Here is a 15844-nt window from a genome sequence, read left to right on the forward strand (position 1 = left end):
CCGCTGCCGCTCGACTTGCATGTGTTAGGCCTGCCGCCAGCGTTCAATCTGAGCCATGATCAAACTCTTCAATTAAAGTTTTTTGAACCACTCTTTGTTACAAGAGAAGTTCGGCTCAACGAATTCTGTTCGAATCAATCTTGCGATTGACTCTTTGTACATATTGCTATGAACACTCATCACTCTCGTGAAAGAATTGGTTGATTTAAATTTTGATTGTCTCGTGAGAGACAATTTCGATTAACTCAACACCTGTGAGTGTCCACACAGATTTGCTTGATAAATTGTTAAAGAGCGTTGACCTTATTCACTGCGTGGCAATGGGTCGGGGCTGATGCTTCATCAGCTCAGGGTCGTGCATTTTACGCATTTCCCGGTTGGCGTCAAGGAGTTTTTTCAACTTCTTTTCCGCCCATCTACTTGATATACATCAGTCGATGAACTGTCACTGCTATTTGCTTAACGCCTCGCGTTTCGCTGTCTGCCGTGTCAGTGGATGCGCATTATAGGGAGTTCCAGCGGCCGCGCAAGGGCTTTTTCTCAATGAAAAGCTCGGACGTCCAATTTTCAGGCATAACGAACATTTTTTGGCTCACCCGACGCCAAACGAGTTGTCAAAATTACGCTTTAAGTCAAAATAACACCGTTGAAGTTCATTTTTTCGTCAGCGCTCTGGTTTAAAAGTAAATAATTCATTACCATATAAGCTGCCATTAACAGTTAATTATCAATTTTCATTTCATTAGAGATCATCTTATGCAGAAGTCATTCCTTATAATATTGATTGTCACCATACTCGGAGCCTTTGCGATCTTTCAGTTCGCCCCAAGCCTGCCCGCCTATGTTGGATTCATCCTTGGCGCAGTGATAGCCAGCTTGGTCTTTGCATTCACGCCTGCCAAGACGGCAGATGATGAGGAAGAAGAATATGTCGGTCCAACCATGACCTTATATGTAGGTAACTTGCCTTATAAGGTACATGAAGGAGAAGTTAAGGATTTATTCCATGAATTCGGTCCGGTGAATTCGGTGCGTCTGGTGCGGGATCGTAAGACAGGGCGTCGTAAAGGTTTCGGCTTTGTCGAAATGTCTGAGGCCGGCGCGCAAAAAGCCATGTCCAAACTCAACGACTACAACTTCCAGGAAAGAACCCTTAAAGTCAGGGAAGCCAAGACCCAGGATTCTGATGCCGACCGAAACGGCGACAATTAATCTAATCGACTAGACGACATTGGCCCTGGTGGCAGCCGCTCAATTGTAGTGAAGCCATGAGAAGCCAATGTCGTTGTCAGTCCCTGGGTGAGTGCCTCACTGGTATGAAACGCCTGCAATAAGGGACCTTCCCCACTCAAGGCCGCTTCGGCCGGCAATAAATGACTCACCCTATTGGCTATCGCCTCCCCCGAATCCAGCAGGGTCACCTTGTTACCCAGATAGTCCTGTAATTCTGTCCTGAGCAGGGGAAAGTGGGTACAGCCCAATACCAAGACATCAATTTCTGTGGCAGCTATCGGCTGCAACACTCGGCCCAGCTCAACAGGATCCAGACGTTCCCTGGCGGCCTTGCGCTCGGCCATCAACACCAGCTCCGCCGAACCAAACAGCTCCACCCGACAATCATGAGCGAAACGCCTTATCAAGTCATGGGTATAGGCACGCTTGACCGTGGCAGGGGTTGCCAACAGGCCTATATGCTTGGATTGAGACAACAGAGCCGCGGGCTTGATCGCCGGCACCACGCCGACGATAGGCATGCTCAGTCTCTGCCTGAGCGCCGGCAGGACCAAGGTACTGGCGGTGTTGCAGGCGATGACGACGACAGCCGCATCTAGGCGCGTCGCCAACTCACAGACCAGCGCCACGCAACCGGCGATCAGCTCCTGCTCTTCGAGTGCACCATAGGGCAACCTGGCATTGTCGAACAGATAACAGTAGTCCTTGCCGGGAAGTTGCTTGCGGATCTCCTGCAACACAGACAGGCCACCTATACCTGAGTCAAACACGAGAATGGGACGCGACAAATGATCTCTCCATTAAAAAACGGCTACGACTCATAACAGCCGGACTGCGGCCGATTTTCCCATAGCTCAAGCCAAACCGCAAAAGCTAAGGTACTGGACATCTGCGTCACCTGGTATAATATTTGCGCCCCAATTTCCGGTCAAAGTGGATCAACTAATGAATTTAGCAGCAATGGACCCTCAAACCTACGACGCGCAATTGCAACAGAAGCGCATTAAGCTTGAGCAAGCCTTTGCCCAGTTTGAGCCCCCTGAGATTGAAGTGTTTGCATCCGAGCCTGCGCATTACCGTATGCGGGCCGAGTTCAGGGTCTGGCACGAAGGTGACGACCTGTACTACTACATGTTCGACAAAGTGCTCAACGCCAAGGTGCGTTGCGAACAATATCTGCCGGCGAGCGAATTGATCAACAAGATGATGTTGGCGCTGATGGCCGAGCTCAGACCCAATCCAACGCTGCGTCACAAGTTGTTTCAAGTCGACTTCCTATCCACCCTCAGTGGCGAAATCCTGGTGTCCTTACTGTATCACAGACAGCTGGATGACGATTGGCGCGCACAGGCCAATGCCCTGAAGCAGAGATTATCGGCCGAATTCAAGGTCAATCTGATTGGCCGTGCCCGTAAGCAAAAAATTGATCTAGATAAGGATTTCGTCGTCGAGTCACTCGAGGTCAATAACAAGACCTTCTTATATAAGCAGATAGAAAACAGTTTCACCCAGCCCAATGCCAAGGTTTCGGTCAAGATGCTCGAATGGGCTCTGGATGTTACCCAAGACAGCCGGGGAGATCTGTTGGAACTCTATTGTGGCAACGGTAACTTTTCGATTGCGCTGGCACAAAATTTCGAGCGGGTGCTGGCGACCGAATTGGCCAAGCCGTCGGTCGATGCGGCGCAATACAATATCGAAGTGAATGGCATAGAGAATCTGCAGATCATTCGCATGTCGGCGGAAGACTTCAGCGATGCCATGGCGAAGAAGCGCAGCTTCAGGCGCCTGGATGGCATAGATCTGGACAGCTATGTGTGTAATACCATCTTCGTCGATCCCCCGAGGGCCGGCATAGATCCCGACACTCTGGCGCTGGTACAAGGCTATGAACGGATACTGTACATTTCCTGCAATCCGACAACCCTGCAGCATAACCTCGAGGTGCTGAGCGCAACTCACAGAGTGGTCCGCTTCGCCCTGTTCGACCAATTCCCCTACACAGAACATATGGAGTCAGGGGTGTTGCTCGAACGACACCCATGCTGACCCGGCAACCGACTCAAGAATAAAGAAGGCGCATCGAGCGCCTTTTTTATTGGGTATGGATCCGCTAGCGAGTATGGCTATCTATGCTCCAGCTTGCGCTGCAAGGCTTCGGCGCCCGTGGCGACCATACGCAATTGCATCACCAGGTTATCGGCCAGCACTTTCCGGTCGGCACGCTTCATGTCCAATGCCGCCGCGCCGGCATTGAATACCAAGGTGACCAAAGCTTCGGCCTGCGCCCTGGCGAGCACCGGCGAGCGGTTGGCACTGGCTTCGGTATAGTGGGCCAGCTCGGAGATAAAGTGCTCTATTTCACGCTCGACTGCGGCCCGAAACGCCGCCGAGGTCCCGGAGCGCTCGTGCAACAGAATGCGAAACACATTGGGATTTGAGTCCAGTACTTCCATGAAGGTATCGACCGAGATACGGATCACACTGCCGCCGGCCTCTGCCCGCTGGCGGCCCTTGCGCATCATCTGCCTCAGGGTCAGCCCGCCCTCATCGACCATGGTCAGCCCAAGTTCATTCATGTCCTTGAAATGACGATAGAAAGACGTAGGTGCTATGTTGGCTTCCCGGGCAACTTCACGCAGACTCAGACTGGAAAAACTCCGCTCGGCACTCAACTGGTTAAAAGCAGCATCGACGAGTGCCCGCCGTGTTTTCTCTTTCTGCTGTGCCCTTATCCCCATGCCCATAACAAAAATCCATAACTGAATGTAATCCAGGGATAATAGCGCTTTTGCCCCGGAAACACATCTCCAACGCGCTTGACCCCATGCTGTTGCTGATATAGATTAGCTTACAGCTGTACGCTCAATGCGATATTTGGAACTCATAAATGAAAAAACCCCCTTTGATTTGGCTGAACGTCATACTCTTTGCCGTGACGTTTCTCGGCACCCTGGTCCTCATACCCTGGCGCGGGATGACCGACGGCTACGATGCAGTCGAATGGCTGGCCTTCATAGGCTTGGCCTACGCCAGCGGCCTGTCCATTACCGCAGGCTACCATAGACTCTGGTCACACAAGGCCTACAAGGCCAGTGCACCGGTGCGCTTCCTGTTCGCCCTCGGCGGTGCCCTGGCGTTGCAAAACAGCGCCTTGCATTGGGCTTCGGATCATAGAATTCATCACAAGCATGTCGACGACAACGACAAAGATCCCTATTCGGCGAACATGGGTTTCTGGTACAGCCACATAGGTTGGATGCTGCGCGAGTATCAGGCTCAGCGCTATCATGATTATAAAAATGTCCGCGACATGCAGAGCGACAAGATAGTCATGTGGCAGCATAAGCACTACCTGGCGCTGGCGCTGCTGATGAACATAGGCCTGCCGGCATTCCTCGGCTGGCTCAATGGCGATATCATCTCCATGTTGCTTATGGGTGGCCTGCTGCGTTTGGTGGTAGTACATCACTGCACCTTCTTCATCAATTCGCTGGCACACATCTGGGGCAAACAACCCTACACGGATAAGAATACCGCCCGTGACAATGGCATTCTGGCACTGTTTACCTATGGTGAGGGTTATCATAACTTCCACCATATCTTCGAAAACGATTATCGCAACGGCATCAAATGGTGGCATTACGATCCAACCAAATGGTTGATCAAGAGTTTATCCTGGCTGGGCTTGGCCAAGGATTTACGCACCAGTCCCCAGGAGCGCATTGAGAGCGCCAGGTTGCAGATGCAATTGCTGCATGCCAAGAATCAGATTGCCCATCTGCATAATTATGATGAGCTGCTCGAGCGTATTCATGCCGAATATGAGCTGATGAAGACCCACCTGCTGGAGTACTATCAGGCCAAGAAAACCCTGCTCGAGGCCAAGCGGCAGCAGCTGGTCGACACCCAGCTCAAGACCCAGGTCGAAGAGCTGAAGGCCCGCTTCCTGGCCCAGCAGAAAAACTGGAAACTGCTGACGGCGAGCTATTGCTGATCCGGGTTTTCAGCTAAAGTCCCACGGCCAGCTTGCATGGTGGCCGTATCTGACTATCATGATGTCCTACTATTCCAGATACAGGCCGTCGAGATCATGTCAGAGTCCAGCATTAAACTTACCGAGTACAGCCACGGCGCGGGTTGTGGCTGTAAAATATCCCCCAAGGTGCTGAGCACTATCCTGGCATCACAACTGCCCGTCTTTACCGATCCCGACCTGCTGGTAGGCAATCAGAGCCGCGACGACGCCGCCGTCTACAGACTCAACGACCAAACCGGCATCATCAGTACCACAGACTTCTTCATGCCGATAGTCGACGATCCTTTCACCTTCGGCCGCATCGCCGCCACCAATGCCATCAGCGATATCTACGCCATGGGCGGTAGCCCCATGATGGCGATCGCCATCTTGGGCTGGCCCGTGAGTAAGCTGCCGCCGGAAGTGGCGCAACGAGTGGTGGATGGCGGCCGTCAGGCCTGCGCCGATGCCGGCATCATGCTCGCAGGCGGACATAGCATAGATGCACCCGAGCCCATCTTCGGCTTGGCGGTGACGGGGCAAATCCCGCTCGGCGAATTGAAGCAGAACGATACCGCCAAGGCAGGTGACAGGCTGTACCTCACCAAGCCTATCGGCATAGGGATACTCACCACGGCGCAGAAACAGAAGAAGCTGCTGGATGAAGATGCCCATATCGCCATAGACGCCATGTGCCGACTCAATACCATAGGCACCAGCATTGCCAAGATAAAGGGCGTGAACGCCATGACGGATGTCACTGGCTTTGGCCTCGCCGGCCACTTGCTGGAAGTCTGCCACGGCGCCGGCCTGCAGGCCCGGCTGGCACTGGGCAGCATTCCGTTGTTGCCGAAGGCGGAAGCCTATCTGGCCATGGGCTGTGTCCCGGGTGGTACCCATAGAAATTACGACAGCTATGGCGAGCACTTACCCAAGTTAACCGATGAGCAGAAGGCGCTGCTATGCGATCCCCAAACCAGCGGCGGCCTGTTGGTGGCCGTCTCTGCCGACGCCGAAGCCGAACTGATCGCATTGCTGCAACAACATGACATAGCACCTGTCTGTATAGGCAGCTTGGTCGAAGGCACAGCTGCCAGCACCCTGGAACTCATCTGATGACACGCAACATCATTCCGGCCAGCGAGTACCGTCAGCTCCTGGTGAGCGACCACCCCATGATGGATGTCAGGGCACCGATCGAATTCGTCAAAGGCGCCTTTCCCGGCTCGACCAATCTGCCGCTGATGGTCGACAGTGAAAGGCAAAAGGTAGGCACCTGCTACAAGGAGCAAGGCCAGCAAGCCGCTATCGAACTGGGACACTCACTGGTATGCGGCAAGATAAAGCAACAGAGGATAGATGCCTGGCTGGGCTATTTTGCCGCCAATCCACGGGCCTATCTCTACTGTTTTCGCGGCGGCCTGCGCTCTCAGCTGACCCAGCAATGGCTCGCAGAGGCGGGCATGGCCATCCCCTACATCCAGGGAGGCTACAAGGCGATGCGCCAATACCTGATAGAGGTGATCGACGCGGCGCCCAGGCAAAAGCCCATCTGTATTCTCAGCGGCATCACAGGCAGCGGCAAGACAGAGCTGCTGCAACAACGCAGCGAAGCCGTAGATCTCGAAGGCATAGCCAACCACAGGGGCTCGAGTTTTGGCAAGAATGTCACCCCACAGCCGTCACAGATCAACTTCGAAAACCGCTTGGCCGTGGCACTGCTCAAGCATCAGGACAGAAACGGGCATTGCCTGCTGCTGGAGGATGAGAGCTTCCTCATCGGCCGCAATGCCATACCCAAGCCCTTCTATGAGAGCATGCAAGAGGCGCCCATTCTGGTATTGGAAGAGTCTGACGAGCTCAGGCTGCCGAGATTGTTGCGCGACTATGTTCAGCGGATGCATGCGGATCATGTCGCGCGTCTGGGAGAAGAGGCAGGTTTCGAGGCCTTCAGCCAATACCTGCTGCAGAGTATCGATGGGGTGAAGAAGCGTCTCGGTGGCAAGTTACATGGCGAGTTTCAGCAATTGATCGCCAGGGCTTTGGCGGCACAGTTGCAGCGCAATGATATCAGCCTGCATCTGGAGTGGATCTCCCTGTTGCTGGAGAAATACTACGATCCCATGTACCTCTACCAGCTGCAACAGAAACACCCCAGGGTCATTTTCAGCGGCGACCGTCGGGCCATCCATGAATGGTTGGATGAAAGGGCCAACAGCTGAATCCTGAGCCAAGGAGGCGCCTGCACTGCTAGCGACCCGGCTCGGCGCCAAGCGTGCCGGGTTTGATGTTCAGCCGAATCTTAGCGCCGAAGGCGAGCCCTGGGCCTCGCCCCTGGGTATCCGTCTCCCCGGCCATGAGCAGCGACAGAGAGATCACAGGCACAGACTCCCGCGCCAGCATGTCGGCGATCCCGGGACAGAGCTCATCTGGCCCGGCGCTCGCATCTGTACCGCCCGCAAACAAGAGACATACCAGCTCGCCCCGGGCTAAGACCTGGCGGATGGACTCAAGCGCCCTATGCTCTTCATCCTTTACCGACGAGCGAATGACGAGGGCAGCGCCACGGCGCAGAAGCGACGCACACCACAGGCGCTCCTCTCCAGCAGCATCGCCGGCATCAAGCTTGGCAGCACGCTCCAGTCTGGACCCGGGGATCACGAAACCTATCTTGCGGGCGGACGCCCGTAAAACCAACAAGGCAGCGGCCCCATCCCGACTATTGCAAATCATCACCCCCGCAGTCCCTTTGCTTGGGAGCCACTCGCGGCCCTCGACGCCGACCCTATACCAGAGGTGGCTGACAAGATAACCGATAAACCTCAGGGCAAACTCGGGCATCCTGGCATAGACAAACAGAGCCACCAGGGCATTGGCCAGCGCCAGCGCCAGAAATAGCTCGGGAATGCTCCAGCCCACCACCCCGAGCAGCAACATGGATAAGATGGCGGAACACACCATGAAGAAGGCATTGACTATGTTGTTGGCCGCTATCGCCTGGGCACACTCGCCTGCGGCGGCACGGGCCTGAATGAAGGCATACAGAGGCACTATGAACAGGCCGCCACTGACGCCGACCATCAGCAGATCCAGCATCAGCCGCCAATGTCCGGCCGTAGCAACAAACTCCAGCAGTCCGAAAAGCTGTCCGGCAACGGGTTCAGGGGTCGCCCAATAGACATCGCCACCGAAGAGACTCAATCCCAGGGCGCCGAACGGCACTAAACCGAGTTCCACCTGACCGGCGGAGAGACGGCTGCACAGCAGCGACCCCAGGGCTATGCCGATGGAAAACAAGGCCAGCAACACGGAAACCACTTCGGCCCCCGCCTGCAGATGCAACCTGGTAAAGTTGGGAAATTGCGTCAGGTAAGTGGCTCCCAGCAACCAGAACCAACTGATGGCGAAAATCGCCATCCAGATTTCCGGCGTGTTGCGGGCCTGCTTCAGGGTACGCCAGGTGCCGGCGAGAGGAGTGAAAGTTAGCCTCTGTGCCGAGCCTGGCGGCGGCAAGGATGGAATGCCACGGCTGGCCAGGTACCCGATCAATGCCAGCGACACCACAGTCAGCGCCGACCAGAGGGTCGCCCGCTCGCTGGCGACGATGAAACCGGCACTCAGGGTGCCGAGCAATATCGACAGGAAGGTCCCCAGCTCGACCCAGGCATTGCCGCCGACCAGTTCGTCTTCGGCCAGCGCCTGGGGCAGCAAGGAGTATTTCACCGGACCGAAATAGGCCGACTGGGTCCCCATCAGGAACAAGAGCAACAACATCTGCAGGTAGTCGTGATTGACTATGGCGATGGCGGCGCAGGACATGATCACCAGCTCGAGCAGCTTAAGGGAGCGGATCAGCTTGGCCTTATCCCGGTTGTCGGCAACCAGACCGGCATGAGCGGAAAACAGGAAGAAGGGCAGGATAAAGACCCCGGCGGCGAGATTGACGAAGACATCGACGCCCATGGGCAGAGCCCCCACCTGGGAATAGGTCACCATCAACAGCAACACATTCTTGTAGATGTTGTCGTTCAACGCCCCCAGACACTGAGTCACGAAATAGGGTAAAAAACGTTTACTCAGTAGCATATCGCTGCCTTATGACCTGATCTCGCGCCATGCCCTGGGCCAACACCCGCCCTGGGGCATGCCTGCCATTAACCCAAATCTTGGGCATGGAGACTCATGCTGCACAGTCCAGCCTATGGGTCATCACCAGCCTGGGCTCACCTTCACCGAAGTAATCGGCTTCGAAACCTGTTTCAACAAAACCCAGCCTGAGGTACAGATGCACCGCCGGATTGGCGGGATCCACTGTCAGCAGGATCTGGGTCGCGCCGGCGGGCACGGCCTGGAGCAGCGCCCGCACCAGGGCGGCGCCTATGCCTCGGCCGCGCATTTCCGGGCTGACGGCCACAGACAAGATCCACAACTGCCCCTGCCGCTCGGACGTCACGGCCAACAGATAACCCAACAGCCGTTGCTCGGCATCCAAGGCCACCAACAAGCCCGCAGGCCAGCAATCCAGTGATTGGCGAAAGAAAAAATCCGGGTAGCAGTGCTCGCCAAATACGACGCATTCGAGCCGATAGATCTGCGCCAATTCATCCCGGGTGGCGGGACGCACGCAAACGCACGGGGATGAGAGTATGACCGCCGACAAAATTACTCCCCTCTCAGTATCTTATCCCACTCCAGGTTCGGCGCGCCGACCACTATGAAGTTGGGATTTTCCAGGGTTTCACGCTCGTTGTAGGTCAGGGGCTGGAGCTCGATATCCATCAATTGCCCCCCCGCCTCTTCGACTATGATCTGCGCCGCGCCCGTATCCCACTCCCCGGTCGGACCTATCCGCACATAACAATCGGCGCGGCCTTCGGCCACCAGGCAACTCTTGAGTGCGGCACCGCCCATGACCACCAGCTCACAATATTTCGGCTGGTTGAATAACTTGAGCACAGACTGAGGGTCCTGCCGACGGCTGACGGCGAGTCTCAGAGACGCCTCTTCCCCTGTGGCTATCTGCCGACTGCTGATGCGCACTTCCTGCTTATCCATGCGCTTATAGGCTCCCAGGCCCGCAATCGCATAGTAGCAAACCTGAGTCATGGGCACATAGACTACCCCGGCAACGGGTCTGTTATGTTCGACTAGGGCGATGATCACCGAGAAGTCGCCGCTGCCGGCAATAAACTCTCCCGTGCCGTCGAGCGGATCCACCAGCCAATAACGTTTCCAGGTGGCACGCTCATCCAGGGGGATATCGGCCGCTTCCTCGGACAGCACCGGGATGTCCGGCGTCAATGCCGACAGGCCGCGATAGATGATGTCATGGGCGGCGAGATCGGCCGAGGTCACGGGGGTATTGTCGGCCTTGATTTCCCGCTCGAAACTGCCCTCCAGGTAAATATCACGAATGCGCTGACCGGCTTCGGTCGCTATATCTATGACTCGGTCGATTATATCTTCTGGCTTCATAACAACTCCAATCGCTGTACCGCTAACGCAGCTCCGGACGGTATCCCTCAGGACGCCAGAGAGTAAGGCATTACTTAAGTTCTAGATGTTTCTGCGCTAAAAACAACGCACTGACGCTCCTGGATTCGGAGAAATCCACCTCATCGAGCAGGGTTCGCCATTCGGACAGAGACCAGGGCACCACTTCTATGGGTTCGGGTTCATCGCCCTCGAGACGGCTCTCGTAGAGGTCCTCGGCGAGAAAGATCTGCATCTTGCTGGCAAAATACCCGGGGGCCAGGCTCAACTCCTTCAGCAGGGTCAGGCTGCGGGCGCCGAAACCTATTTCTTCCTGCAGTTCGCGATTGGCGGCATCACTGGGTAACTCGCCCGGATCTATCAGGCCCTTGGGGAAACCCAGCTCATAATTATGGGTTCCGGCGGCGTATTCCCGGGCCAGCAACAACTGCCCCTCATGCACGGGCACTATCATCACGGCACCACGGCCGCCGCCCTTCATCCGCTCGTAATAGCGTTCGACGTCATTGGAGAATCTGAGGTGAACCTGCTCTATCTGAAACAACCGGCTCTTGGCGACGATTTCTGTATGCAAGATTTCCGGCTTTTTCTGCCGCTGTGCCATAACAGCCCCTGATAAGATGAGGATAAGTGAGTGTTGATAAGTGACAATCTTACTACCCTGTTGTTAATCTACAACCTGAATTTACAAGTTTCAGCCCTGTGACGCCAGCCGTGCCACTCGGTCACTTTAACCCGCTTGGGCATCTTGCTTCCCCCTCCGTGCCTGAGCCGGCGCCTCAGGCATAAAAAAAGCGCATCGCTGCGCTTTTTTCTGTGATGCGGCTCATAAGCCGGGAATGCGTCCCGAATACTTGATGGGGTAATAGCCCTGACTGTCCTTGGTGCCCAAGAAGGCCAGCGACTGCTTGAGATCTTCCGGCTGCGCCGCCGTTTCCCTCACCTTGGCCGTGACTCTGACCATCTTATTCTCATCCAGCTGTATGACCCCGGCGACCCCAAGTTGGTTATGGGCTTCATCCAGCGTCAGCTGTACCTTGCCATCGACACAACCCAGGCCGACTTCGATATCGCCCAATGGATACTCGCCGAACTGATTGTTGACCTGGGTCCGATTGAGGAACACTTTGCCTTTCAAGGCCTCACACCAGGGCTGTCCCTGGACCAGGGTCTCGACAAAGAGACTCAGCTCGCCACTCACCTGGGTCTGAAAGGGCAATTTGGCCCGGCCAAGAATGAAGCTATCCGGCGCCTCGAACCTCAGGTCAGTGGCGCTTAGCCCAGCCATGGACCAGGTGAGCAAACCCTTGCCCGTGACTGGGCTAGTTCTGTCGCCCAGCTGGACCTCGGCGCTGAGCTTGCCGAGCAACAGGCTCCAGGGGCTCAATTCCCAGCTGAGGCGTTCCAGCCTGCGCTGCGGCAGACTCAGGCTCTCGATACGGCCGGACCAGATACTGCCGGTCACGCCGGAAACGCCGACATTCGCGGGCAAGGGCGCCAGCGACAGGGCCAAATGAGCCGGGAAGAGAGCCAACATAAATACCCAGTAAATCAGCACGGCCAATATTATTTTTTTCAGTAAACTCACAGCAACTTCCTAACTTATAACGACAACTGGATACGCCTGACTTTGACATACCCCTGGGTATCTGCCTCGGCCAAGTCCACACTCTCGAGCGACAACCCTTGCTGCTGCACCAATTCATTCAAATAACCCAGCAAGGCGTCGAAGGGCACGTCATCCATCCATACCTGGATCTTGTCCCCCTGGGGCTGCATGCGGGTGATCTCCAAGCCAAACTTGCCGGCGGCCTGATTCACCAGGGTGCTCAGGCTGCCTGTTGCCGCAACCTTGCCGCCGGACTGTTTCAGGCCGGCAATTTTATTGGCCGTCTGCTTCACGTAATCGAGTGTCTGCTGTTGTGCCTTGAGATTCGCCAGCGCATCTGCCTCGGCGTTGACTATCGGGGTCCAGATCCCCCAGTAGAAGACAGCTATCAGCAGGAAGACTCCGCCGAAACCGAGCAGTTGCTGCTCACGGGAGGCCAAGCCTTCCCACCAGATGCGTAACTCAGTCATCTTACTTGCTCCTCAGGGTCAGGGTACTGGTCACCTGATCTTCGCTGCTGTTCATGGCTCCCGCCTCCAGTTGGAAACGTCGGCCGACCAGCTCTTTGAATTTCTCTATCTGGGCATAAGTCTTGGCCGTCACCTGCATACGCATCTCGTTGCGGGCGGCATCGAATCTCAAGGAGTTGGGCTTGAGTTCGGGCACTTGCTTGAAGGCAGTCTCCAGGCCCTGGAGCATGGTGAAGAACTCGGCACCATTGCCGGCGCCCTGCAGGCTGCGCAACTGGGAGTCGAGCAGGGAACGCATGAGCTCCGCACGGCCATTTGGCACCAGTTGATGAAAGATAGCCTCGCTCTGTGCCTTCAACTCGGCGGCCTGGCCATTGGCCTGGTACAGGTTGAGGCCCTTGTTGACCAGCGCCAACACCAGGGCCAGCGCCAACACGATAGCGGCATTTTTCCATATCAGCAGCTGTTTGCTGTATTCACGCTTGGGCGCATAGAGGCCGCTAAGCAGGTTTATCGGCGCCTGGAGTATTCCCTTGGCCAACACTAGCATGGGCAACTCCAACGGCTGAGGTTGCACCTGGGTGCCCTCGAGCGTCATCTCGCTGTAGCCCGCCACAGTCACCGGCTCATCGACGGGTAACAATTTTGGCAGGACCACAGGCAGCCAGCTTGTCGGCACACTCTGCCCGGCCCCAGGCCCCATGCGTAACAGGCAGTCGTCACCGAAGCGCATCGCGGCCCAGCGACACTGCTCCAAGGGCAACGCCAGGCAATCTGGCACCAGACGTTTCACCTTGAGCCCGGCCTCCGCCAGCCAGGATAGCCAGGACTGCATCTGCTGATGGGCGACCGCAACCACACTCAGGTCGCCGCCACTGCGCGGGCCGACAACGAAATGCATGTTGTCCACATCGTCCGCCAATGTCTCTTCCAGCATGAAGGGCAAGGCGCGCAGCGCCTGACGCTGGCCCTTCTCCGGCAGAGAAACCTGAGTGAGTGTCATGGCCGAGGCAGGCACCAGGACATCCACGGGACGGTTGCCCGCGCGCTCGGCCAGGCTCGACAAGGCATTGGCATCGGCCAATTCACCCGAAGCAATGATTTCCTGTTCCAGCTCAGACCAGACCAGCCAGGAGCATGCTTGCTCCGCGGTTCTGCCTAAACGGATAAATAGCCTTTCAGTCACTGTATTTCTCCACCAAACTCGGGCGTCATCGCTTACCGAGCTCGTCTGCTATTATTTTTGTCCGCCAAACTGACGGGTGATGACCTGCATCTGGTTGCCCTTACCGCGTTTGAGCACGCTTTCCATCCTGAAGACAGCCTCATCGACCTTGGCGCCGGCTTGCAGCAGAAAGTACTGGCTGTCGACCACCAAACTCGACTTCTGCTGTTCATCCAGCTTGAGACCCGACAGGGACGAAGCCTCAAAAAACGCCTCCGCCTTCTCGTAACCGCTGGCGGGGCGCTGATTGATGATGCTCTCGGCCTCTCCAACCGAAATCAGATTCTCCAGCATGCCCGCCAATAGGGCGGCCTGCTCGACTTCCAGGGTGTTGACATTCAACAGCTGCCGGTCGTCACCCGGAATGACGCACACATAGGGCAACAGCTTGAGGTATATGTCTTGGGTAAATCCCAACACAGCCCTGAGTTCACTGCGGTGATTCAGCAGGGTATTCGCCGCCCTGTAGGGCACATCTCGGGACTCATATTCGGCATCTTCGGCACCGAAGGCCCCGGCAGTGGTGTCCTCGTCTATGTAATCTTTCAGTGTATGAGTCAGATGCTCGGCGGCGAAATCATCCATCCCCATGGCGACCAACATGGCCTTAAACTGTCTCGCGGCCAGGGGCAGCTTGGGCAGGCCATTTTCGACCTCCTTGCCGGCAACCGACAGGGCGTTGAGGTTGAAGCAGGCGCGCATGTCGCCGATCTTACCGCTAATGACCCCATGCTCGGCCGGAAACTGCACATCGGCCAGCGCCCAGTATTGCTGTCTATGCACCACGCCTTCGGCATCGTCCAGATCTTGCTTCAGTACCTTCTTGGCCAACTCCTCGGAAGACATGGCATACCAGTAGGCCTGATCGTATTGGGCCAGATTCAGGGTGCGGCGCATGGACAACTGATTGCGACCCGTGATGTTGGTGGCGATGATCGCCACCATGGCCACGATCAGCAGTACCACGATCAACGCCACCCCGCGCTGTTTAGCCGCCATGGCGGTCACGGGAAGCATCAGCTACCGCCTCCATCATTCTTGCCTGAGCCCGTACCTGAGCCTGAACCATTGTTTGTGCCCGAACCATTGGTGCCAGATCCCTGACCCCTATTGGTGCCCGAACCTGAGCCATTGTTTGTGCCCGAGCCCTGACCCGCATTCGAGCCGTTGCCGGAGCCATTATTCTGATCCTCGCTCGCGGTCAAATTCGCGCCTACGGGCAAGAGAAACTTGCGTTGTATCTTACCCAAGCCTTCGATCTCCACTTCCATGGCGATGGCCTTGGGCAGCTGGGTCGCCTCGACTTTGCGCTCCCACTTATCGTCGATGAAGAAGGAGTACTCGACCGACACCACCTTATCCATGAGCAACGTCTTCAGAGGTTCGGCACCCAACTCGGGCTCGGGATAAGGGTAATACCAACGCTCCAGCCTGCCCTCCTGCACCACATAGGCCACCGACTGCAGGCTGCCCCTGGGCAAAATGCCGTCTGGATTCAACCAGCCGAGGCGATAGAACACCAGGGCCTCGGTCTCTGAACCCAGGATGTCATTGCCGCTCTGCAGCACAGTGCTGCCACGTCCGCCCTCCAGCAATCTTGGGGTGCGTGCCACCATTTGTCCCAGGTCCCGCTCCATGGCACCGAATCCCTGCTGCAAGCCTTTGAGTCTGGCAGAGAAAGCCCTGGTAACTTCGTCGTTGGCCAGCACAGTGCCGAGCACGGCATTGGCCGCCAACCCCAGCATGGCGAAGATGGCTATGGCGATCAGCATCTCCAGCAGGGTGAAGCCCGTCTG

The 15844-nt window shown here is 56.3% G+C and carries 16 protein-coding genes and 1 rRNA gene; 5 read left to right on the forward strand and 12 right to left on the reverse strand.

The window, feature by feature from the left end:
- Positions 1-75, reverse strand: a 16S ribosomal RNA gene (locus HC757_RS13320); the annotation flags it as partial.
- 681 nt (positions 76-756) lie between these two features.
- On the opposite strand from HC757_RS13320, the gene HC757_RS13325 reads away from it, so the two are divergent.
- Positions 757-1212: an RNA recognition motif domain-containing protein gene (locus HC757_RS13325; RefSeq protein ID WP_169564874.1), complete on the forward strand. Its 456-nt coding sequence runs from the start codon at positions 757-759 to the stop codon at positions 1210-1212.
- On the opposite strand, the gene murI is transcribed toward HC757_RS13325, so the two are convergent.
- Positions 1209-2021 (reverse strand): glutamate racemase, encoded by an 813-nt coding sequence (murI, locus tag HC757_RS13330; RefSeq protein ID WP_169564875.1) that lies wholly within the window; start codon positions 2019-2021, stop codon positions 1209-1211. The genes HC757_RS13325 and murI overlap by 4 nt on opposite strands.
- A gap of 157 nt (positions 2022-2178) precedes the next feature.
- On the opposite strand from murI, the gene trmA reads away from it, so the two are divergent.
- Entirely contained in the window at positions 2179-3282 is a 1104-nt protein-coding gene (trmA, locus tag HC757_RS13335) for a tRNA (uridine(54)-C5)-methyltransferase TrmA (RefSeq protein ID WP_169564876.1), read from the forward strand.
- Between the two features lie 77 nt (positions 3283-3359).
- On the opposite strand, the gene fabR is transcribed toward trmA, so the two are convergent.
- Complete coding sequence (fabR, locus tag HC757_RS13340; RefSeq protein ID WP_169564993.1) at positions 3360-3974, reverse strand: HTH-type transcriptional repressor FabR; 615 nt, start codon at positions 3972-3974, stop codon at positions 3360-3362.
- A 149-nt stretch (positions 3975-4123) separates the two neighbouring features.
- Here fabR and HC757_RS13345 point away from each other — a divergent pair, with 149 nt between their 5' ends.
- The 3 genes from HC757_RS13345 to mnmH all read left to right on the forward strand — a co-directional run bounded on the left by HC757_RS13345 (position 4124) and on the right by mnmH (position 7473).
- Complete coding sequence (locus tag HC757_RS13345) at positions 4124-5230, forward strand: fatty acid desaturase (protein ID WP_169564877.1); 1107 nt, start codon at positions 4124-4126, stop codon at positions 5228-5230.
- Between the two features lie 96 nt (positions 5231-5326).
- The gene (selD, locus tag HC757_RS13350) at positions 5327-6367 is read left to right on the forward strand and encodes a selenide, water dikinase SelD (protein ID WP_169564994.1); all 1041 of its coding nucleotides are present in this window, start codon (positions 5327-5329) and stop codon (positions 6365-6367) included.
- Complete coding sequence (mnmH, locus tag HC757_RS13355; protein WP_169564878.1) at positions 6367-7473, forward strand: tRNA 2-selenouridine(34) synthase MnmH; 1107 nt, start codon at positions 6367-6369, stop codon at positions 7471-7473. Before selD ends, mnmH begins: the two co-directional genes overlap by 1 nt.
- 28 nt (positions 7474-7501) lie before the next feature.
- Here mnmH and HC757_RS13360 read toward each other — a convergent pair whose 3' ends face one another.
- The 9 genes from HC757_RS13360 to gspJ form a co-directional block, all read right to left on the reverse strand.
- Positions 7502-9337 (reverse strand): MFS transporter, encoded by a 1836-nt coding sequence (locus HC757_RS13360; RefSeq protein WP_169564879.1) that lies wholly within the window; start codon positions 9335-9337, stop codon positions 7502-7504.
- A 94-nt stretch (positions 9338-9431) separates the two neighbouring features.
- Positions 9432-9911, reverse strand: a complete 480-nt coding sequence (locus HC757_RS13365) for a GNAT family N-acetyltransferase (RefSeq protein ID WP_211164415.1) — start codon at positions 9909-9911, stop codon at positions 9432-9434.
- 2 nt (positions 9912-9913) lie between these two features.
- Positions 9914-10726: a 3'(2'),5'-bisphosphate nucleotidase CysQ gene (cysQ, locus tag HC757_RS13370; RefSeq protein WP_169564880.1), complete on the reverse strand. Its 813-nt coding sequence runs from the start codon at positions 10724-10726 to the stop codon at positions 9914-9916.
- A 70-nt stretch (positions 10727-10796) separates the two neighbouring features.
- The gene (gene nudE / locus HC757_RS13375) at positions 10797-11348 is read right to left on the reverse strand and encodes an ADP compounds hydrolase NudE (protein WP_169564881.1); all 552 of its coding nucleotides are present in this window, start codon (positions 11346-11348) and stop codon (positions 10797-10799) included.
- A 222-nt stretch (positions 11349-11570) separates the two neighbouring features.
- Positions 11571-12332, reverse strand: coding sequence for a type II secretion system protein N (locus HC757_RS13380; RefSeq protein WP_169564882.1), 762 nt, complete (start codon positions 12330-12332; stop codon positions 11571-11573).
- Between the two features lie 14 nt (positions 12333-12346).
- Positions 12347-12823, reverse strand: coding sequence for a type II secretion system protein M (locus HC757_RS13385; protein WP_169564883.1), 477 nt, complete (start codon positions 12821-12823; stop codon positions 12347-12349).
- Position 12824: 1 nt separating this feature from the next.
- Positions 12825-14009, reverse strand: coding sequence for a type II secretion system protein GspL (gene gspL / locus HC757_RS13390; RefSeq protein WP_169564884.1), 1185 nt, complete (start codon positions 14007-14009; stop codon positions 12825-12827).
- A 51-nt stretch (positions 14010-14060) separates the two neighbouring features.
- Entirely contained in the window at positions 14061-15065 is a 1005-nt protein-coding gene (gspK, locus tag HC757_RS13395) for a type II secretion system minor pseudopilin GspK (RefSeq protein WP_244623548.1), read from the reverse strand.
- A complete protein-coding gene (gene gspJ, locus HC757_RS13400) occupies positions 15065-15820 on the reverse strand; it encodes a type II secretion system minor pseudopilin GspJ (RefSeq protein WP_244623555.1) in 756 nt (251 codons plus the stop codon). Before gspJ ends, gspK begins: the two co-directional genes overlap by 1 nt.
- Positions 15821-15844 lie beyond the last annotated feature (24 nt).

This window comes from Shewanella salipaludis (assembly GCF_012911865.1).
In the GTDB taxonomy this organism is placed as follows: Bacteria; Pseudomonadota; Gammaproteobacteria; order Enterobacterales; family Shewanellaceae; genus Shewanella; species Shewanella salipaludis.